Source organism: Psychrobacter sp. ANT_WB68 (genome assembly GCF_008369115.1).
In the GTDB taxonomy this organism is placed as follows: domain Bacteria; phylum Pseudomonadota; class Gammaproteobacteria; order Pseudomonadales; family Moraxellaceae; genus Psychrobacter.
Map to the genome: position 1 here is coordinate 560,859 of NZ_VOAZ01000003.1, position 21,636 is coordinate 582,494.

Consider the following 21,636-nt stretch of genomic DNA (forward strand, 5'->3'; position numbering starts at 1 on the left):
CTTTACAGTGGAAAACTGCTAGAATACCCTTACATGCCTGCGCCTATTGATCACTAACCAATTGAGTTAGTCAGTAGTGATAAGGGCCATGAGCTTTTACCTTAGAAACGATAATCTTTTTGCTTATTACGACAGTATTGGCGTATTGGCCAATACGAAGTATGAGTAAGCATTCTATTGATTCTATCTGACAGTATGTATTTCCGTTATTCAATCCTCCATTATTTAGTAGGCGCTTTGTGACTGCATTAGCCAATATTCGTAACTTTTCTATTATTGCCCACATTGATCATGGCAAGTCGACTCTTGCCGATCGTTTTATTCAGATGTGCGGTGCGCTGCAAGATCGTGAAATGCAGGCGCAGGTCCTCGATTCTATGGACATTGAGCGTGAGCGCGGCATCACTATTAAAGCCCAGTCTGTGACCTTGTTTTATGACCATCCTAACGGCGAGCGCTATCAGCTGAACTTTATTGATACGCCTGGTCACGTTGATTTTTCATACGAAGTGTCACGCTCATTAGCTGCTTGTGAAGGCGCGCTATTGGTTGTTGATGCTGCGCAAGGCGTAGAAGCACAGTCAGTGGCTAACTGCTATACCGCGGTTGATCAAGGCTTAGAGGTGATGGCGGTTCTTAATAAGATTGACTTGCCACAAGTTGAGCCTGAGCGCGTTATTCAAGAAATTGAAGACATTATCGGGATTGATGCGGTTGATGCGCCGCGCGTATCAGCTAAGTCTGGTCTTGGCGTTGATAAGCTGTTAGAAGCCTTGGTCGAGTTTATTCCTGCGCCAACCGGCGATCGTGAGGCGCCGCTGCAAGCGTTGATTATTGACTCATGGTTTGATAGCTATTTAGGTGTGGTCTCACTCGTACGTGTGCGTGAAGGAACGGTCAAAAAAGGCGATAAGATATATATTTTATCAACCAAAGAAGCACATTTAGTCAGTTCGATAGGTGTCTTTACGCCGAAGCCGTTAGATACGGGGATTTTAGAAGCCGGTGAAGTTGGCTTTATCATTGCTGGTATCAAAGACATTGCAGGCGCTCCCGTGGGTGATACGATTACCCATGCTAAAACCCCTGACGTTGAACGTATTCCTGGTTTTAAACAGATTACGCCACAAGTTTATTCTGGCATGTTCCCAGTTGACTCCAGCGATTTTGAAAAATTCCGCGAAGCGCTGCAAAAACTACAGATTAATGATGCTTCATTATTTTTTGAGCCCGATACCTCTGATGCACTCGGATTTGGTTTCCGCTGTGGCTTCTTGGGTATGCTGCACATGGAGATTATCCAAGAGCGCTTAGAGCGCGAATATGACTTGGATTTAATCACTACCGCGCCATCAGTTATCTATGAGATTGAAAAGAAGAACGGCGAAGTCATTTATGTTGATAATCCATCAAGATTGCCTGAGCCAAATAATATCGAAGAATTCCGGGAGCCGATTGCCCGCTGTCAGATTTTAGTACCGCAAGATTACTTGGGTAACGTCATGACGCTTTGTATCGAGCGCCGCGGTGTGCAGGTCGATATGCGTTTTATGGGTCGTCAAGTGCAGCTGATTTTTGACATTCCGATGGGCGAGGTGGTCATGGACTTCTTTGACCGTCTAAAATCCGTATCGCGCGGTTTTGCGTCGCTGGATTATAACTTTGAGCGTTATCAAGTGGATAAATTGGTCAAAGTTGACGTGCTGATTAACGGTGAAAAAGTCGATGCGTTAGCTATGATTGTGCATCAAGACCAAGCGCGCTACCGTGGTAATGCATTGGTTGGGAAAATGAAAGAGCTGATTCCGCGCCAGATGTTTGATGTGGCGATTCAGGCCGCAATTGGTAGCCAAATTATCGGCCGTAGTACGGTGAAAGCTATGCGTAAAGACGTTCTAGCCAAGTGTTATGGTGGCGACGTTTCGCGTAAGAAAAAGCTACTCTCGAAACAGAAAGCTGGTAAAAAACGTATGAAGCAAGTCGGTAACGTCGAGATTCCACAAGAAGCCTTCTTAGCCGTTTTGCAAGTTGAATAAATCACCGATAAATGATCAAACATCATCTGTTTTAATATCTATTTTTAATAGTTCATTTATTAATAATAAAGACTGGCATATAAGTAGCTCGCTAATAGGCAAATAAGTATGGATTTTGATTTCAATTTGATTTTAGTACCATTAACCATTGGTTTGGGTATTATTTGGCTATTAGATAAGCTGACGCTTAAACAACGTAAAACTCGTGGGCGCGGTAAAGAAAGCTTGCTGGTACGCTGGGCATATGACTTTTTCCCTGTGTTAGCGGTGGTGTTGATTGTGCGCTCATTCCTGATTGAGCCGTTTAATATTCCCTCATCTTCTATGGTACCGACACTCTATACCGGTGATTTTATCGCGGTCAATAAATATGCCTATGGGGTGCGCCTACCGCTGACTTATAATAAGGTGCTTGATACAGGCGCGCCTGAGCATGGCGATGTGGCGGTTTTTCGCTATCCTGAAAACCCAAGTATTTATTATATTAAGCGCGTGATTGGTCTGCCCGGTGATACTGTCAGTTATAATCAAGGCACTTTGGCAATCAATGATATACCTGTTCCTACCAAAGCGGTAGATTTCAATGCTGATGTCGAGCTAACGTCACAGCTATACCCAGCAGGACAAGTTGGACCAGGGCAAGTGTTGACTGAAGACAATGCTGTACAAATGGGTCAGCAGGAAGAAAGCGCAGCGCAGTACTTCGAAGAGACTCAAGGGGACAATAAACACTTGGTTCGCTACTTACCTAATATGAATAGTGCACAATATGCGCCATTTTTACAGCAGGAATCACCAGAAGTGGTGAGCTCTGAAGGGACAGAGTGGCGTATCAGTGTGCCAGAAGGTCATTACTTTGTGATGGGTGATAACCGCGATCGTAGTGCCGATGGACGTTTTTGGGGTTTCGTTCCTGATGATAACTTAGCCGGTAAAGCGGTCTATATTTGGATGCATAAACCACCTGGTCTTAACTTACCAACTTTTAAACGTAACGGCAGTATTGATTAGTATCATGGATGAGCTAAAGGTTGATTTACCGATAATAGTTTGTGCTAATATTATGGCTATCTAATAAACTGCCATCTGCCTGTTACTATCGACTATTAAATAGTGATGGTAACAGTATGGTTTTTGAAAGTATGGCGGTTTACCTATAGCAACTTACGCTTTGAGAGGTATTATGGTGCAACAGTTATCTGGTTTGTCTTCGCAACGTGGTGCTAGTGTTACTAGTATCGTTTTTATCATTATCGTTTTGGGTGTGGCTGCTAAATTGATCGTCGCTATCGTACCGGCGCAGATTGGTGATTACCAGCTGACTAAAACGTTAAGCGCCCAGCTTAAAGAATCCAATGCTAATAAAGAAACAGCCAAACAGTTTGTGGAGCGTGTGAATAAGCAGCTTTCTATTAATGCTGATTATGATACGCAAGCAGAAGAGGTTTTCACCTTTACCGATAAAAAGACAGGTCAGCTTGCTATCCATAAGAAGTATGAAACCACCAATAAACTTTTTGGTAATATCGATATCGTTAATCGCTTCGAAGGTGACATTGATGCAACCACTGCCGAATAATTACTAGTCTATATCATAGAAAAGACTGTTTGTTGAATTTTGATTTTTTGAAGTTTTTTTTGAGCTCTATTTTAGAGTAATAGCAGTTCGTCACATTTATTAATGCAACAAAAGGGATAATCACAAGCCACGCATGAAACCAACTTCGCAGTATCCTCAGGCGATTCCTAATCACCAAAAAAGTAGCATGTCTGATGACACGCTTATTATTAGCTCAGAATTTATTCAACGGTTAGCGATATTAACGCGCAAGTTGGGTTATGTGTTTAATGATTTAAGTCTGCCTAAGCTGGCGCTTACCCATCGCTCATTTGATAGTAAGAAAAACTATGAACGTTTAGAGTTTTTGGGTGACGCGCTACTAGGTATGATAGTCGGTGAAGCTTTATACCACCGTTATCCGACGCAAAACGAAGGTCGTTTGACCCGTATGCGCGCGACTTTAGTACGACAAGAATCGCTAGTCATTATTGCGCAAAATCTAGAGCTGTCAAATCAGCTGATATTGGGAGTTGGTGAGCGTAAAGGTGGCGGGCGCAATCGTGCATCTATCTTAGCAGATGCGGTAGAGTCACTGATTGGGGCGATTTATTTAGACAGCCAAGATATGGATATTACCCGTGATTGTGTGCTTTCTTGGTATGGTGACCTTATTGATAATGTCAATGATCAAAAAGCGCTCAAAGATGCCAAAAGCCGCTTACAAGAATGGTTGCAATCTAAGCAGTTTGATTTGCCGCATTATGAATTGATGGAAACCCGTGGCAATGCCCCGCATCAAATTTTTGTGGTGCGCTGTCAGGTAAATATTGATAACTGTCCTGATATTACTGAATCTGGCGAGAGTCGCCGTATCGCTGAGCAAAAAGCGGCAGAGCTGATGATTAATCAGTTGCATAAATTGCCAGGTCAGCCTAAAAAACGCTCGTAACTTATTTGATAAAGATTGTTTTTCAAGCCCATGTTAGAAACACTAAGTCTTTAATTATCCATTTTTTCAAGCACTCAATATTTGAAATATCAACTATACTAGATTAATACCCATATTCTTAACTTGATAACCGTCTTGCTGCTTTAATCGATAAACCTATCTAGCAGCAGGGCTGCTTACCACGCCCACAGGATTAACCCATGAGCAATCACAATGACTTGCCATTAAATAATGAAGATAATGCCAAAAATATGACCCAAAACACAAACACGAGCTCAACTCAAAATATTGCTGAAGCAAATGACAGTAAACAGAATGACATTGCGCAAAACAATGCTGAATTAAATAACGCTAGATTAAATGATGCTAAGCTAAATGTTGATAGCTCAGAAGACGCTACGTTAGAAAGCAATACACTAGAAAATGATATGGCCATCGAAGAGTTTTTTTCACCGAATAACAATGCGCACAGGGCTGATGGTTTTAAAACTGGTTATGTTGCCATTGTTGGTCGCCCGAATGTGGGTAAATCAACTTTGATGAACCACTTATTGGGTCAAAAACTCTCTATCACGTCGCGTAAACCACAAACGACCCGCCATCGTATTCATGGTATTTTGTCTAACGATGAAATGCAGGCGGTCTTTGTTGATACTCCAGGTATTCATCGCAATGAAGTACGCGCTATCAATGAACGCATGAATAAAGCAGCGGTATCTGCGCTGGTTGATGTTGATTTGGTCTTATTTGTGGTTGATTCAGACCAATGGCGCGATGATGACTTATTAACCCTCCAGAAGCTTGGCGATACCAATCTGACCGTGGTATTGGTGATTAATAAAGCCGATACCTTAAAAGATAAAGGTAGCGTGTTGCCACTGATCGAAACCTTTAATGACAGTTTCGATTTTGCTGACATTGTCCCTGTTTCTGCTTTAAAGAATCAAAACTTAGATCGTCTACAAGAAGTGATTGCATCACATTTGCCCATCGCTGATCCTATTTATGATACCGAGCAGATTACGGATCGCTCAGAGCGCTTTTTAGCAAGTGAAATTATACGTGAAAAAATAATGCGTAGCGCGGGTGATGAAGTGCCATACGATTTGACGGTACAGATTGATGGCTTTAAAGACGAGGCGGCGCATATAGATCCAAAAACAGGTCGTCCCCGTAAAGCTTGTACCTTTATTGATGCGACCATTTATGTCGAGCGCAGTGGGCAAAAAGCGATCGTGATTGGTGATAAAGGTCAGCGTATCAAACAAGTGGGCATGGATGCGCGTAAAGATATGGAACAGCTGTTTGATAAAAAAATCATGTTGACACTGTGGGTGAAAGTGAAACGTGGCTGGTCTGATGATGAGCGAGCGTTAACCAGTTTGGGATATTAATAGTGACTTAACGGAAATAGCATGGTGATCAGGCATTTATATCGCCATGCGTTCATATCATCATTGCTGAGGTAATAATCAATGCGTAACGAAGCGTTAATCGGTTATTTATTACATCAGCGCCCTTACCAAGAAAAACGTGCCTTATACTATTTGTTTTCTCAGCAACATGGGGTGATTCATGGGGTTGGCAAAAAAGGCGCGCCACTCTTTATGCCATTGCAACTCTTTGCGAGCGGTAAACGTGATTTAAAAACATTCAGTCAGATTAATATTGCCCCCTTAAGCGCGGTTCAAGGTTTTATAGCGCAAGATTTTTCAGAGCCAGAGGACAATAACGCGAACCTAGCAGAGGCGTTGCATCACGAGAGTATTAGTGGGCAACATCAATACGCCGCCTTGTATTTAAATGAAATATTGTGGCGGCTATTAGCTACTGAAGATCCTATGCCAGTATTGTGGCAACATTATCAAAACAGCCTATACCAGCTTAAGCAGCCCTTAACTGCTGATGAGTTGCGTTTGTGTTTGCGCCAATTTGAGACGTATTTATTCAATGAGTTGGGCTTTGCTTTAACATTAAAGCATGACAGCCTTTATCAGCCAATTGAGTCTGACTGCGTTTATCGATTCTTGCCTGATGTCGGTTTGGTGCCGATTTTCCTTAACGATGATAACGAAAACGCAATAGCGCAAGCTGTTTTCAAAGGTAGTGAGATTTTAGTGATGGTAGAGCAGGGTATTTCTGCTGATACGCTTAACACTTGGTCACGTTTACATCGACAACTGATTGATCATCTGCTTGATTACCAGCCATTACAAAGTCGTTTGCTTTGGCAACAGCAACAGCGCTATCAATCTTAGGGTTTGTAAAGGTTTTATACCCCACTTTTTAGTAAATGATCTGGATATTATTGAAAGGATTTTTTATGACTAACACCATGATAGTACAGACAGCTAACTTAAAGGAAACCTTAGAGAGCAGCTTAAAAAAGCCTCTACTAGGGGTAAATATTGACCATGTAGCAACTTTACGCCAAGCACGAGGTGTCAGCTATCCAAGCCCATTGGCAGCCGCTCTTTTATGTGAAAAGGCAGGGGCAGATGGCATAACGATTCATTTGCGTGAAGACCGCCGTCATATTCAAGATGCCGATGTGTATGAGATTGCTGAACAGCTGACCACGAGAATGAACTTGGAGATGGCAGCAACGACTGAAATGTTAGAGATTGCTCGTCAGGTTAAGCCGTTTTGGGTATGCTTAGTGCCTGAGAAGCGTGCTGAATTGACTACCGAAGGCGGTCTGGATGTCGCAGGACAGATGCCTTGGTTGACTGAATATATCGCCAAATTACAAGCGGTAGATACCAAGGTTTCTTTGTTTATTGATCCAGAAGACAAACAGATTGCTGCAGCGGTGAATTGCGGTGCTGATGCAATAGAACTGCATACCGGTGCTTACGCTGAGGCAGGTCTAGCCGCTAATGTTGATAGGATGAATGCTGAGCTTACGCGGATTAAACAAGCCGTGCGGACTGCCCAAGATGCCAATAGTAATATGCTGATTAATGCAGGTCATGGTCTGACACGTGAGAATGTTCATGCGATTGCCCAAATTGACGGTATATATGAGCTAAATATCGGACATGCGCTTATTGCCGATGCCGTTTTTGTTGGATTAGAGCAGGCGGTTATTATGATGAAATCTGCAATGCACCAAGGTGCTTAACCTTGTCATTTCTCATTGCCCACAGCCAGTAGGGTGGTTCTCGTTGGGCTTATAAGTAATGAGGCCGCCTTGGTTGAATGAGATTTGATACATGGTTTTATTATAGGTTGAGGTCGGGCAATATTTAATATGCCCGAAATGCCCGCGAGGCTTACCGCTATCGCCCCAGAACTTAGTGTAATGACGATTATTTCCCACTCGTAAATATAGTGTGCTGTATTTGGGATCTAACGCTTGTTCTTCTAGCAGATCATCAATTCCTAAATCAAAGTTCTTATTATTGTTTGTATCTAGAAATAATAATAACTTCTTATAACTGTCCCTATGACACAAGCCACCATTGTTAGATAGGCAAACTAGTAAGTCTTGTCTCCTGATATAACTTTCCGCTTTAGCCAATGTTAGCGTATTTTCAATTTGACCTTCAATACGTTTTGCTTCCATGCGGGCTAATTGCGCTAGGATGTAAGGCGTAGCAATTATTGCTACGATAGTTAAGACCGCGATTGTGACGATCAGTTCCACTAAGTTAAAGCCATACTGATTATATGTTTGAAGGTGTTTTCGTTTACCTGACGATACTTTATATGATTCCATCATGATGGACTGCCGCCTATATAAAAGGTATGGAAATATAAAAAATATAACTGAGCAAACCGTTTTAATGTCATTAGTGATGCTTAATTTATACTTGACTGCTAGTATCTAGCCTTATATCTAAAATATTAATAATGTATAAAATCTGGTCAAATTTAATCACTTAACCGTAGAGTGGAATAATGTTTGCTAATATGAATATAAACTAAATATATGTCTACTGTCAAAAAATGTTTCAATTCGTGAATCATTAGTTTTATCAATAGAGAAAATAAATGATTTGTATTAAAATAAGTTGAAACAATAGGTATGATTCGTTTCATCATCTGTTGTGACCTAACATACAAAAGATAAAAACTGTAAGGTGTGTTAGTTCTCAGTAAGTTCAGCTGACTAATGTGTTTTAGTTATGACATTATCGTGTAATAATGTGTAGCTGGTTAACGAAAAAAGTTGTAAACTGCATTGATAATCGCTAAGCTACTCCTTAATTGGTTTTGCTTTGTCACTTAAAATTTGTAAAAGATGTACATTTTAGAGCATCTTGAAAAGCGGTTATGCTTAACGCATTACTAAAATTATCCTTTGGAGGAAGTCCATGAAATTAAATAAAATTGCTCTAGCTCTGGTTGCTGTAACAGCAGCTCCTTTAGCAGCCAATGCTGGCGTTACTATTAGCCCATTATTACTTGGTTATCACTTTACTGAAGACTTTAGTGACACAGCTGATAAACAGCGTGACATTCTTCGTACAGGTAAAAACCTGTATGCAGATGCAAATGGTACTGAATGGCTAAATGAGCCACGTGGTAACAACAATGGCGGTGTGGCTAAAGAGAGCAGCCTGTATACTGGTGCTGCACTAGGTATCGAACTAACTCCTTCTACGCAATTCCAAGTTGAATATGGTGTATCTAACGCAAATGGCGAAGCTTCTGAAGATTCTGCAGTTTCAGGTGTTAACCGTTTTGACGTAGAACAAACCATGCTTTCTGGTAACTTCTTAATCGGTACAGAAGAGTTTACTGGTTATACTGATAGTCCTTTAAAGCCATACGTTTTGGTTGGTGCTGGTCAGTCTAAGATCAAAGTAGAAAACCAAGAAGCTTATAGAGCTGCATCTCCAGTTGCTGGTTATAACACTGGTGAAATTGTACAAGCAGGTACTGAAGTATCGAGCTCTAAAGATACTATCGGTAACCTAGGTCTAGGTGCTATGTATCGTATCAACGATGCACTAAGCCTACGTGGTGAAGCTCGTGCGATTCATAACTTTGATAACAACTGGTGGGAAGGCATGGCTTTGGCCGGTCTAGAAGTTGTACTTGGTGGCCATTTAGCACCTACAGTAGCTGTTCCGCCAATGCAAGAGCCTAACGTTGATGCTGCGCCAATCGTTGTTGTTGAGTCTGATCTTGATTCTGACGGTGATGGTGTACCTGATAGCATCGATGCATGCCCAGGCACTCCAATGAACGTAGTTGTTGATGAGCGCGGTTGCCCAGTACCAGTAGATATTACTGATGAACTGAAAATGGAACTACGTGTATTCTTTGATAACGACAAATCAGCTATCAAAAACCAATACAAGCCAGAAATCGCTAAAGTAGCAGAGAAGATGCGTGAGTATCCTAACTCTACAGCCCGTGTAGAAGGTCATGCTTCTAAGACTGGTCCTTCAGCACGTTATAACCAACGTTTATCTGAAGCTCGTGCTGTTGCTGTGAAATCTATGTTGACTAACGAATTTGGTATCGAGCCAAATCGTCTATCAACAGTTGGTTATGGTTATGACCAACCAATCGCTGACAACAACACTGAAGAAGGTCGCGCTATGAACCGTCGTGTTTATGCCATCATTACTGGTGACAAAACCATGACTGTTGAACAAACTAAAGATATGGTTGTTCAATAAGTAATAGCTACTAATTATGTCATAAAGTAATTAGTTACAAAAAAAGTCACCCTTTGGGTGGCTTTTTTTTATTTATGTGTTGAGAAAAGTGAGTTATTGCATAAATTAATGGTGCAATAATGTTATACTAGCCACCCAAACACTTTGTAAATTGACAAAGTGTACATTAGCATAGCTATCTGTACGATGGATTTATCAGCATAGGTATTTGATTTTATTAAAATTGATCGATTGTGCCTATTGCACAGTCATCTAATCATAAAGTAATCATGTCTATTTGGTTGATGGTAACAGTTTATCCAGCGGCGCTTACTGCTACTGCATTTTTTTAAGACGAAACGAGCATTTTATATGGCGAACGATATCAAACACCTGCGTAACATTGCAATTATTGCCCACGTTGACCACGGTAAAACCACTTTGGTTGACAAGCTATTACACCAATCTGGTACTTTTGGCGATCGTGCAAACATTGCTGAACGTGCAATGGATTCAGGTGATATTGAGCAAGAGCGTGGTATTACCATCTTAGCGAAAAATACAGCCATCCGCTGGACAGATGATACTGATGGCACTGAATACCGTATTAATATTGTTGATACTCCAGGTCACGCCGATTTTGGTGGTGAAGTTGAACGTGTTATGTCAATGGTTGACTGTGTTTTATTAGTGGTTGACGGTGTTGACGGCCCAATGCCACAGACGCGTTTTGTGACTCAAAAAGCATTCGAACAAGGTCTAAAGCCGATTGTTGTTATTAATAAAATTGACCGTCCTGGTTCACGCCCTGATTGGGTAATGGATCAAATTTTTGATTTGTTTGATAACTTAGGTGCTACTGATGAGCAATTGGATTTCCCAGTTGTTTACGCCTCAGCCCTAAATGGCATTGCTGGCTTAGAAGCAGACAACTTAGCGGATGACATGACGCCGCTGTTTAAAACCATTGTTGATGTCGTACAGCCTCCACAGGTTGATGCCGATGCACCGTTCCGCATGCAAATCTCTAGCCTTGACTATAACAGCTTCGTTGGTGTTATCGGTATTGGTCGTATTCAGCGCGGTAAAGTTAAAACCAATACACCAGTGACTATCGTTGATAAAAATGGTAAAACGCGTAATGGTCGTATTCTGAAAATTATGGGTTATCACGGTCTAGATCGTATCGAAGTAGAAGATGCGCAAGCGGGTGATATCGTTTGTATTACTGGTATCGATTCGCTTAATATCTCAGATACTATCTGTGATCCTAACCATGTTGAAGCGTTACCAGCCTTGACGGTTGATGAGCCGACCGTATCGATGAACTTCCAAGTAAATAACTCACCATTTGCTGGTCGTGAAGGGAAGTTTGTGACGTCACGTAATATTCGTGAGCGTCTTGAGCGTGAATTGATTCATAACGTTGCACTACGTGTAGAAGATACTGAGTCTCCTGATAAATTTAAAGTATCAGGTCGTGGTGAGCTACATTTATCGGTGCTGATCGAAAATATGCGCCGTGAAGGTTTTGAGCTTGGCGTATCTGGTCCAGAAGTTATCGTTAAAGAAGTCGATGGTAAGCTACAAGAACCATATGAAAACGTCGTATTTGATATTGAAGATGCGCATCAAGGTCCAATCATGGAGCAAATCGGCTTACGTAAAGGCGAGATGACCAATATGGAGCTTGATGATAAAGGTCGTATGCGTATTGAAGCGACAATGCCAGCGCGTGGTTTGATTGGTTTCCGTTCAGAGTTTTTAACACTGACGTCGGGTACTGGTATCATGACTTCAAGTTTCTCGCATTACGGTCCACAAAAAATTGGTGATGTTGGTGGCCGCTCTAACGGCGTATTGGTTTCTATGGCAAATGGCGTTTGCTTAGGTTTTGCACTATTTAATCTGCAAAAACGTGGCAAATTATTTGCTGAGCCACAGCTTGAAGTCTACGAAGGTATGATCGTTGGTCTTAACTCTCGTAACGATGATATGGCGGTGAATCCGACGACTGCTAAGCAGTTGACCAACGTTCGTGCAAGTGGTACTGATGAAGCGTTGACCTTGACCCCAGCGGTTAAGTTTACTCTTGAGCAAGCACTTGAATTTATTCAAGATGATGAGCTAGTAGAAGTAACGCCAAAAGCCGTTCGTTTACGTAAGCGTTATTTGACGGAAAGCGAGCGTAAGCGTCATGGTCGTAAGAAAGGTGCTTAATTTCTGACAAAAAATGATATTAATCATAATTTTTGTTAAGAATTGAGAGAAGTATTCAATATTAGTAAAGACCTTTTTTATTTGTATTGAATGAGCGCTATAATTAGCAGTATAGAGTGGGTCAACTATGATTCACTTTATATTGCTTTTTTTTGCGCCTATCTTTTATATACAATAAAAAACTAATCAATCGAATTGGTTTGTTTAGGTTTTCTTATGTTATCTTTCAATAAGATTAACTATTTAACTAATTATCTATCTGACCATAGATAATACTTTTGAGGAGTGACATTATGAGTATGGTATCTGAGTTTAAGGAGTTTGCTTTAAAAGGTAACGTGATGGACCTAGCAGTTGGTGTCATCATCGGTGGCGCTTTTGCAACCATCACAACGTCTTTGGTTGAAGACATTATTATGCCAATTGTGGCTTTTATTGCTGGTGGCGAAATCAATTTTAAAAATATGTTTTTCATATTAGGAGACGCTCCTGAAGGCGTTGCCATGACTTACGATGCACTTAAAGCAGCGGGTGTGCCAGTATTGGCCTACGGTAGTTTTATCACCGTACTTATTAACTTCCTGATTTTAGCGTTTATTATCTTTATGATGGTCAAAATGGTTAATAGATTACGCCGTGAAGATGAGGTAGAAGAAGCGATAGAAGAGCCGTCTGAAGAGGTGCAACTGCTTCGTGAGATTAGTGCTAAGCTTAGTAATAATCACATAACAAAATAAAACCATACAATTTGCTTACTAGAATAAAAAAGGCTAACGAGAAGTTAGCCTTTTTTATTGTCAATTGATGAATTCGAAGCGTGCAACCTATGGTGTGACTACCACATAGTCATTCGTATTGATTAAAATCTCTGAAGGACGATCGACAACGATACGGACGACATTATTATCAACGGCTTGTGATTTATAATAATTATCTTCAGCAACCGTACAGCCTAAGCAGCGGCCCATAGCATCCCATGGCTCAACAAATAATTTCTGCTGCGCTTGATCAGCATTGCCACCGATCAGCGAGAAGGGTAAGCTCACAAGGTAAGCGGCTGTTCCCGCTACAGCGGCTACTAACTGTAATGGCTTCCCGACAATAGTATCTACCGCCATAGTCTCGTAAGAGGGGCCAAAATCAGTTTCATCAATTTCTATCGCTGCTAAAGCGGGTTGCATGCTTGCAAAAATTAAGCTTACGCTTGCCATCATGGTCAGTAACTTATATTTAGCGGTGCGTTTCATTTTAGCTGGAGCACTCATAATAATATCCTAAAACTCATAAGTAGTATGATTAATAGCTGCTGCTATTTCCACACAGAGACAAATTCCCTATAGAAATAATGCGACAACGATAGGTATTTTTAATATTACAGATACATAAACGATTTGCACTATTTATGTAAATATAAGGGCTATTAAAGCAAGATGTACGCTAATAAGCAACAAAAATGCGCAGGAGATGTGTATTAATAGGGCGTTTTTAGTATGAGCGATTTTAAATGGATTTACTAGCTACTGTAAATAATGGTGTAAGCTAACTTAGCTACGGTATCATTTTGATACTTTGTAGCCTTATTAACCATTGTCTAATCAATGTTGATTGGTTGACAGGTAGGGCAATAAACACTAGCACGTCCATTGAGCTTAATATTTTCTAATAGCGTGTCACAATGTGGACAAGTTTCGCCTTGTCTGCCATAGACATTTAAGGTTTGTTGAAAATAGCCTGTTTGACCGCTGGCGACCGTAAAATCGCGTAATGTGGACCCGCCAAGGGCTATCGCCTTTTTTAAAATCGTTTTTATATGGTCAACCAAAGTAACTATTTGCGCATACGATACTTCATGAGCTGGCGTTGCAGGATGAATGCCTGATAAATAGAGACTTTCAGTCGCGTAAATATTGCCAACACCGACAACGATTTGTTGTTCCATAATGACGGATTTAATGGCGCGTTTGATAGGTTGCCTACTCGTAGCCTTACTGGCAGTAGCTTTATTCGCAGCCAATTTATTAGTGCTATTTTCGATAGTCGCGTTATCATCAGAGGTTTGATTAGGATTATTTGAGCGCTGGATGAGATGATATAAATAATCAGCGGTAAATGCTTCCGATAACGGCTCAGGACCCAAATGATCTAATAGCTTCTGGCCATAATCTTCAAACCATAACACGGACCCAAAGCGCCTAGGGTCATAATAATGCAACTGTGTTTGGGTGTCATCAGCGCCATTGAAAGTCACCACTAAATGGTCATGTTTGCGCTTATTCGTGCCATAACTGTGTTGCTGTAAGCTACCTGACATACCCAAATGAATCAAAAGTTGGCGTGGTGCTAAGTTTGTAGGTTGGATAGGGGCGCTGGTATTGGCAGCAATGAGTGGAACGAAATTAAGAATTAAATACTTTGCTCGGCGCTCGACGCTATCTAAAGTGTAATCAACTAGTTGACTTAAATCATCAGGCATCGCCCAACGTAGCTTAGGTTGGAAGACTTCGATATTGGTCACTTGTTGACCTAAAAGTGGTGCAAGGCTGGTTTTGGTGGTTTCTACTTCGGGTAACTCAGGCATAGTATTTCTTATGAAAACTTTATTATGAATTAAAGGTGTCGTTGGAAAGTTTTACCGACTTAATTGACAGCAACGGCGCGGCGGGCATGTAAAATACCATGCTGCTGCTCAAGTTTAGCCAGTAATTTAGACAAATGTGCGAGCCCTGATACTTCAATATGAAATTTTAAAAAAGCGATATTGTCATCATTACTCAATGTTTCAACTTGACGAATATTGACGTTTTCTCTATCAATAATCTGGGTCAAATCACGCAGTAGTCCGCGCCTATCATAAGCTTCTATATGAATATCTACCGGTTGATAACGACTCGATTTAACTGTCCAAGCGGCATCAATCTCGCGCTCAGGGTCACGCTCAATCAAGCGCAGATATTCGGGGCAGCCACGATTATGGACACTGACGCCACGCGACAACGTAATATAGCCTGCGATGGGTTCACCGTGGACGGGATGACAGCAGCCTGCTAGGTTGATTTCGATATTATCTAAACCATCGATATGGATTTTATAGGCATCAAGTTTTCCTACATCCCGTGTATCGATACTGGGAGTAAAGTCTTCTTCAGGTCTTTCAGGCTCTAGATGCAGCTGACGAGAAATATGACTGGTAAGCTGGTTGAGACCAATATCACCGGTCACCAAACCGACGACAATGTCATCAGTGTTATTGACATTAAAATGCTGAGTATAGTCGTTTAAATCGATACTATTGGGATGGACTGATAAACGCTCAAGCTCTTTGCTGAGCATTTGGCGGCCTATCTCGATATTCTTATCGCGGTCTTGTTTATTAAACCATTGACGCAGTTTTGAGCGCGCGCGGTTGGTATGGATATAACCAAGCGAGGCGACTAGCCAATCACGGTTAGGCTCACGCGATGCTTTGGTGATGATTTCAACTTGTTCCCCAGTCTTTAATTGATAAGTCAGCGGTACATAACGCTGATTGACGCGCGCCGCTTGGGCACGGTTACCGACTTGCGTGTGCACATAGTAAGCAAAATCCAGTACGGTTGCGCCTTTTGGCAGCTCAGTAATATCGCCATCACGACTAAAAATATAAATACGCTCAAGCTCGTCAAAATCAACCAATTGCTCATCTTCGTCAAATTCGATTTCTTCTAATTCTTCGCCTGTTAATGATGTCGAGCGCGTCTGATTGCGCGTCTCATTATTAATAGAAAGTAACTGGCGTAATGAGCTGATTCTTTGGTTGAGATAGTTATCTTTTTTATTTTTCAAACCTTCTTTATAGTTGACGTGCGCACACATGCCAAGCTCGGCTTCAAAGTGCATCTCGTGCGTGCGAATTTGTACTTCAAGTGATTTGTTTTCGGCAATGACTGCGGTATGGAGCGACCGATAGCCGTTAGACTTGGGGTTGGTAATATAGTCGTCGAATTGCTCAGGAATATAGCGCCATAAACCGTGTACCAGTCCTAAAACGTGATAACAATCTGAAGGGTTGTTGACCAATACTCGCAGCGCGCGAATGTCATAAAGCTGATCAAAGGATAAACCTTTTAGCTTCATTTTTCGGTAAATAGAGTAGATGTGTTTAACGCGTCCAGAAACCTCGCCCTCGATACTGGCTTCTGCTAAGGCTGCATTGAGCTTGTCTTGTACACGCTGAATATAGGACTCACGTTCGCTACGTTTCTCTGACAATAGCTTGGCAATCTCTTTATAGCGCTCAGGCGCAAGATAGCGAAACGCTAGGTCTTCAAGCTCCCACTTTAATTGAGCAATACCGAGTCGGTGTGCCAATGGCGCATAAATAGTCATGACTTCGCGCGCGACACGATATTGCCGATCTTCATTTGAGAAGGTCAATTCGCGCATGGCAAAGGTACGCTCGGCCAATTTAATCAGCACGACGCGCACATCATTGGTGACAGAGATGAGCATGCTATAAATATTGGAGAGCTGATCACGCTGGTTATTGACGAAATGATCTTCTAAGCGCTTATTGCTTTCGATGATTTCGGACAGCTTCCCCATTGCCAAGGTATCTTTGACCAAGGTTGAGATATCAGCACCGAATTTTTTTTCAATCTCAGCTAAGCTGATGATCGATTTACGAGCGCTGCGATACAGCATCGCCGCGACGAGTGCATTTTCATCTTGATAAAGATAGGTCAGGATATCGGTCATCGCAATACCTGTGATGTAAGCACCTGAGCGCTCAGATTCACTGGTATTCATATGACTGCGGATAAATTCGCAAGCAACGCTAAGGTTAGGCACAGACTCTTGGCCGATACGCTTTGCGACATTATCAAGCCAAGTAGGGACGTCGATATTTATCTGATCTAAATCAATCGCTTCAAGCTCTTTGGTTGAAAGTGTTGAGGTATTATCAAGAAGCTGACTGTCTAAATACTCATTGTTGAGGTTCGGGTCATGGCTATGATAATCATACTGAGCAGAGCGATCAAAGGTGGTATGCAGCTTGTGAGTGGACAGCTGATACTTAATATCGAGTGGAATTTGGGCATAGCTATTGGCAGACTGATGAGAGCGTTGGCTCGCGACCAGCTGTGCTGCCAATGTTGCGCTATCGGCTTGAGTAGTTTGTCCATCTACCAGCGGTAATCCTTCACGAATTTTTACCATAGCCCGCTCCTCTTAGCTATTCAAAATTGATCATAGCCTCATTTGTCATGCAAAATTAAACTTTGCGATAGGTAAATGACCGCTAAAAATCAATTCAGCCGCTAAAAATCCATTTCTAGCAGCCATAAAATTACAGGTATACAAAATATATAAAATCATGAGTACGCACACTCATGATATTTCGATTAAGAAAGTCTAAGTATATGAGTTATCATTATCGCATTTTGCAATGACAAATCAAGCAAGGCTCTGTAATGATCCTGTCAGTCTCAATAACATAACGCATTGTCCACCTTATTGCTCAGTCCATTTTTGAATAAAGCAATGCGGTTAAAAATAAACGTTATGATTTTGAAAACATCATGCTCAACAACATCAGTCGTTTAAAATTGCGACTAAGCTGAAACTTTCTCAAAGCGGGCGATTGACTCGACGTGACCGGTATGACAAAACATATCCATCACACCCGCATGTGTTAAACGGTAACCTTGCTCCAATAAGGCTTTGGTATCGCGCGCGAGGGTAGCAGGATTACAAGACACATAGACAATACGTTCGGCGTTAAACTTAGGCAGATACTGCATGATCTCCCATGCGCCCGAACGTGGTGGGTCAATCAATAGCGCATCAAAGCCTTGATTGGCCCAAGGTTTATCGGTGCAATCTTGCGTTAAATCTTGGCTATAAAACTCAGTATTATTAATTCCATTACGACGTGCGTTATCGGCAGCGCGCGCGGTCATAGCTTCACTGCCTTCAACGCCAACCACCGAGCCAGTTTCGCCGACTAAACGCGCAAGTGGTAAGCTGAAGTTACCCAAACCACTGAATAAATCTAATACGCGTTCGCCCGCTTTTAAGTCTAATAAGTCACAAGCAAGTTTGGTCATCTGACGGTTTACTGATAAATTGACTTGAGTAAAATCCGTTGGGATAAACTCAAAGGTCAAATCATACTCGGGTAATTGATAATACAAGCGCCCAAACTGCTCACTCATATCATCATTCTCAGTCAAGGCAATGCGCTGAATGCTATCGGCACCTTTTGACTGTAAATATAACTGCCAGTTGCGCGCTGCAAAAAACGTTTTTAGCTTCTCGATATCAGCATCTGATAATGGTGCCAGATTACGCACGATAAGGGCAACGGGCTGATTGCCATCAGGTAGTGCTGGCATCTCTTCACCCATAGCTAGTTCGAGCTGGGCAATTTTGTCACGGCTCTCTAAGGTGCTAATAAGTGCTTTTAAATTTTCAATCTCAAAACCAATCCGCGGGTCTAAGATATGACACTCATTTAATTCCGCTAAAAAGTTACTCGAGCGCTCACGGAAACCAACCAAAGCAGTTTCTTTTTTGGCGACATAACGGACACCCAATCTTGCTTTGGTACGGTAACCTAAGCGATCACCAACTACCGGTGCGAGCCAATGATCTGGTTCGACATTGGCTTGATGGATAAGCATTTCAGCAAGCACAGATTGCTTAAAAGTGATTTGACCGTCTGGCTGCCAATGTTGCAGATTACAGCCACCGCAAACGCCAAAATGCGGGCAGGGCGGTACCGCGCGCTCAGGGTTTGGATTTGCAGTAATACTTACGGCATCACCTTCTTCAAAACTGGTGCGACTGTTGGTAATTTTGACTAAAGAGCTTTCACCTGGTAGCGCGAAGCTGACAAAAATCTTTTTGCCATGTTTATCTTCGATATGACCATCCGCTTCACCAAAACCATTGCCATATACTGCAACACCGCGACCATCATGTGACAGGCCATCGATTGTAAAGGGTAGTGGCTCAGCGTCTTTTAAACGGCGACGCGTTTTTGATGACGGTTTAGATTTTTTCTTGCTCGGTGGAATGGTAATGGTCTGAGTCTCGTTAGGCTGTTGAGGGGTATCTAATAGGGTAGACGTGCTTGAATCGGTGGGTTGCATAAACCTGCCTTAATAATAAATAACTAAAAATGAGTGAGACGCTGTTTCTTAAGACATCATTTTGATGACGACGTCTGCTATGGTCTTGGCGCAGAGGACCAATCAGCAATAAATTCTTGATGGCGTGGACTGCCATCTGCTTGGGTATATTTTGCTAAATAATCTCGGCTTTGCTGCTGCCACGCATCAAAATCTGGTGAGGATAATTGACCAGTTAAACGTAACCAGCGCAGATATATCAGCCACGTATTCATCACATCGGATTCGCAATATATTGACAGCGTTTGCCAATCACCCTTGCTGACCAGATCGCCAACCATGCTGCCATCAACATCTGTCTTACCGGGTAATCCATATAAGCTGGCAACGACATCCATGGCTTCGCGGCGGCTGGCACCGTATTGGCTAAACCTGTCCATCAAATCAAGATGGCGACTGTGGAAACGATTGACATAATTATCAAAGCGCATGTTTTTGATGCGTTCGCCTTCTTCAAATAACCACGGCGCTGATAAGTCATACTGCATCGCGCGATAAATAAGCACGGGGATATCAAAGCCCGAGCCGTTCCAGCTAATCAGCTGTGGCAGCTTTTCAAGATCACTGAATGCGCGAAAGAATTTGCTAAGAATGTCTTTTTCGCTAAACTTATCGGCAGTTAAAGAAAATAAAGAAAATTGACCGTCTTTAATATATAACGCCGAAATACAAACAATACGCTGCAACGGCAAACGCATAAAATCGTGACCTGCTTCTTGGATGCGAATTGCCGTCAACGCGCTTAAGGCATCGGTATCGTTTAGATCAGCCAATTGCGGATAAATACGGCGGGCAGCATCGGTATCGGCAACCGTCTCAATATCAAAGACCAATATAGGTTTGGACGAAAGGGCGTTTGACATAAATAATCCTACCTAACTGTTGGCTTATGATGGGAGAGCCCATACTTTTGCATTGTGCGTACTTTCTCTTTCATGCTTTTTATTTTGCACTATCGAGGCTGTCATTAATTTTGCTGTTATCAACAACGTTGTCAGTAACATTATACAAGCCGGTCGACAAATAACGATCGCCGCGATCACAAACGATAAAGGCGATGACCGCATTTGGATTTTCTTTTGCTACTTCCACGGCTGCCCATGCGGCCGCGCCTGAAGAGACGCCAGCAAAAATACCTTCAGTTTTGGCGAGTTTACGCATATAGACTTCGGCGACATGTTGATCGACATCCATGATGTCATCAATCAAGTCGGCTTCAAAAATGCCGGGCATGTAGGCGGCAGGCCAGCGGCGAATACCCGCGATAGACGCTTCTTCATCAGGCTGCAGGCCGATGATTTTAACATCAGGGTTTTGCTCTTTCAGGTATTGCGCCACGCCAGTGATGGTGCCGGTGGTACCCATAGAGCTGATAAAGTGAGTGATTTTACCATCCGTTTGTTGCCATAGTTCAGGACCGGTGGTCAGATAATGCGCTTGTTTATTATCAGGATTATTAAATTGGTCTAAAACGATACCTTTACCATCCGCTTGCATCTGCAGCGCCATATCGCGTGCTGCCTCCATGCCTTCGTCGACTTCGATTAACGTTGCACCGTAAGCTATCATGGCGTCTTTACGCTCTTGGGTCGAATTGGTTGGCATCAGTAGGGTTATAGGATACCCGCGCATCGCAGCAACCATTGCCAAAGCTATGCCCGTATTACCACTGGTGGCCTCAATCAACATATCACCCGGTTTGATATCACCGCGCAACTCAGCTTGATAAATCATATTAAACGCTGGACGGTCTTTGACCGAACCGGCAGGATTATTGCCTTCAAGCTTAGCGAGTAATACAGCCCCATTAGTAATCTGCTCTTGCTCAGGCAGGCGTTGCAATTGAACCAATGGCGTCTTACCCACGCAATCAGCAAGGTCAGTGATTTGCGTGATAAAATTGGCTTTTGACTGGGCCGTAGCGGACATAAGGTATCCTTAATTATTAGTGTCTTAAAAATGGTTGTTAAAATAAGCTTCTTAAATATGGTTTTTAAATGATGCTAATTTTTCATATGTCATGGCTTAAGTTTGAAATGCTTATTTCTTAAGCGATATGTTCTACACTGGCTTATTCGATAAA

17 protein-coding genes are annotated in these 21,636 nt (G+C 42.1%); 10 read left to right on the forward strand and 7 right to left on the reverse strand.

Going from position 1 to position 21,636, the window contains the following annotated elements; genetic code table 11:
• The first annotated feature begins 239 nt into the window (after window positions 1-239).
• From lepA to FQ084_RS10870, 7 genes are all read left to right on the forward strand, one after another.
• Entirely contained in the window at window positions 240-2,036 is a 1,797-nt protein-coding gene (lepA, locus tag FQ084_RS10840; protein ID WP_149490632.1) for a translation elongation factor 4, read from the forward strand.
• 108 nt (window positions 2,037-2,144) lie between these two features.
• Window positions 2,145-3,047, forward strand: a complete 903-nt coding sequence (lepB, locus tag FQ084_RS10845; protein ID WP_149490633.1) for a signal peptidase I — start codon at window positions 2,145-2,147, stop codon at window positions 3,045-3,047.
• 172 nt (window positions 3,048-3,219) lie between these two features.
• The gene (locus FQ084_RS10850) at window positions 3,220-3,615 is read left to right on the forward strand and encodes a DUF4845 domain-containing protein (RefSeq protein WP_149490634.1); all 396 of its coding nucleotides are present in this window, start codon (window positions 3,220-3,222) and stop codon (window positions 3,613-3,615) included.
• A 133-nt stretch (window positions 3,616-3,748) separates the two neighbouring features.
• Window positions 3,749-4,546 carry a ribonuclease III gene (gene rnc / locus FQ084_RS10855; protein WP_149490635.1) on the forward strand — a complete coding sequence of 266 codons (798 nt, stop codon included), beginning with the start codon at window positions 3,749-3,751 and terminating at the stop codon, window positions 4,544-4,546.
• A gap of 428 nt (window positions 4,547-4,974) precedes the next feature.
• Window positions 4,975-5,940, forward strand: a complete 966-nt coding sequence (gene era / locus FQ084_RS10860; RefSeq protein WP_262880749.1) for a GTPase Era — start codon at window positions 4,975-4,977, stop codon at window positions 5,938-5,940.
• Between the two features lie 81 nt (window positions 5,941-6,021).
• Complete coding sequence (gene recO / locus FQ084_RS10865) at window positions 6,022-6,804, forward strand: DNA repair protein RecO (RefSeq protein ID WP_149490637.1); 783 nt, start codon at window positions 6,022-6,024, stop codon at window positions 6,802-6,804.
• 77 nt (window positions 6,805-6,881) lie between these two features.
• On the forward strand, window positions 6,882-7,670 hold the full coding sequence (locus tag FQ084_RS10870; protein ID WP_410477344.1) for a pyridoxine 5'-phosphate synthase: 789 nt from the start codon (window positions 6,882-6,884) through the stop codon (window positions 7,668-7,670).
• A 12-nt stretch (window positions 7,671-7,682) separates the two neighbouring features.
• Here FQ084_RS10870 and FQ084_RS10875 read toward each other — a convergent pair whose 3' ends face one another.
• Window positions 7,683-8,270: a Tfp pilus assembly protein FimT/FimU gene (locus FQ084_RS10875; RefSeq protein ID WP_149490639.1), complete on the reverse strand. Its 588-nt coding sequence runs from the start codon at window positions 8,268-8,270 to the stop codon at window positions 7,683-7,685.
• Between the two features lie 595 nt (window positions 8,271-8,865).
• Here FQ084_RS10875 and FQ084_RS10880 point away from each other — a divergent pair.
• The 3 genes from FQ084_RS10880 (at window position 8,866) to mscL (ending at window position 13,118) form a co-directional block, all read left to right on the forward strand.
• The gene (locus FQ084_RS10880; protein WP_149490640.1) at window positions 8,866-10,182 is read left to right on the forward strand and encodes an OmpA family protein; all 1,317 of its coding nucleotides are present in this window, start codon (window positions 8,866-8,868) and stop codon (window positions 10,180-10,182) included.
• 351 nt (window positions 10,183-10,533) lie between these two features.
• Window positions 10,534-12,381 carry a translational GTPase TypA gene (typA, locus tag FQ084_RS10885; RefSeq protein ID WP_149490641.1) on the forward strand — a complete coding sequence of 616 codons (1,848 nt, stop codon included), beginning with the start codon at window positions 10,534-10,536 and terminating at the stop codon, window positions 12,379-12,381.
• Between the two features lie 293 nt (window positions 12,382-12,674).
• Window positions 12,675-13,118, forward strand: coding sequence for a large conductance mechanosensitive channel protein MscL (gene mscL, locus FQ084_RS10890; protein ID WP_149490642.1), 444 nt, complete (start codon window positions 12,675-12,677; stop codon window positions 13,116-13,118).
• Between the two features lie 87 nt (window positions 13,119-13,205).
• Here the strand turns inward: mscL and FQ084_RS10895 are convergent, their stop codons facing one another.
• The 6 genes from FQ084_RS10895 to cysM form a co-directional block, all read right to left on the reverse strand.
• A complete protein-coding gene (locus FQ084_RS10895) occupies window positions 13,206-13,646 on the reverse strand; it encodes a hypothetical protein (protein ID WP_149490643.1) in 441 nt (146 codons plus the stop codon).
• Between the two features lie 326 nt (window positions 13,647-13,972).
• The gene (mutM, locus tag FQ084_RS10900; RefSeq protein WP_149490644.1) at window positions 13,973-14,959 is read right to left on the reverse strand and encodes a bifunctional DNA-formamidopyrimidine glycosylase/DNA-(apurinic or apyrimidinic site) lyase; all 987 of its coding nucleotides are present in this window, start codon (window positions 14,957-14,959) and stop codon (window positions 13,973-13,975) included.
• A 59-nt stretch (window positions 14,960-15,018) separates the two neighbouring features.
• On the reverse strand, window positions 15,019-17,577 hold the full coding sequence (locus FQ084_RS10905; protein ID WP_149490645.1) for a RelA/SpoT family protein: 2,559 nt from the start codon (window positions 17,575-17,577) through the stop codon (window positions 15,019-15,021).
• A gap of 395 nt (window positions 17,578-17,972) precedes the next feature.
• Entirely contained in the window at window positions 17,973-19,514 is a 1,542-nt protein-coding gene (gene rlmD / locus FQ084_RS10910; protein ID WP_149490646.1) for a 23S rRNA (uracil(1939)-C(5))-methyltransferase RlmD, read from the reverse strand.
• 77 nt (window positions 19,515-19,591) lie between these two features.
• Window positions 19,592-20,416 (reverse strand): 3'-5' exonuclease, encoded by an 825-nt coding sequence (locus FQ084_RS10915; RefSeq protein WP_149490647.1) that lies wholly within the window; start codon window positions 20,414-20,416, stop codon window positions 19,592-19,594.
• Window positions 20,417-20,495: 79 nt separating this feature from the next.
• Complete coding sequence (gene cysM / locus FQ084_RS10920) at window positions 20,496-21,482, reverse strand: cysteine synthase CysM (protein WP_149490648.1); 987 nt, start codon at window positions 21,480-21,482, stop codon at window positions 20,496-20,498.
• Window positions 21,483-21,636: the final 154 nt, after the last annotated feature.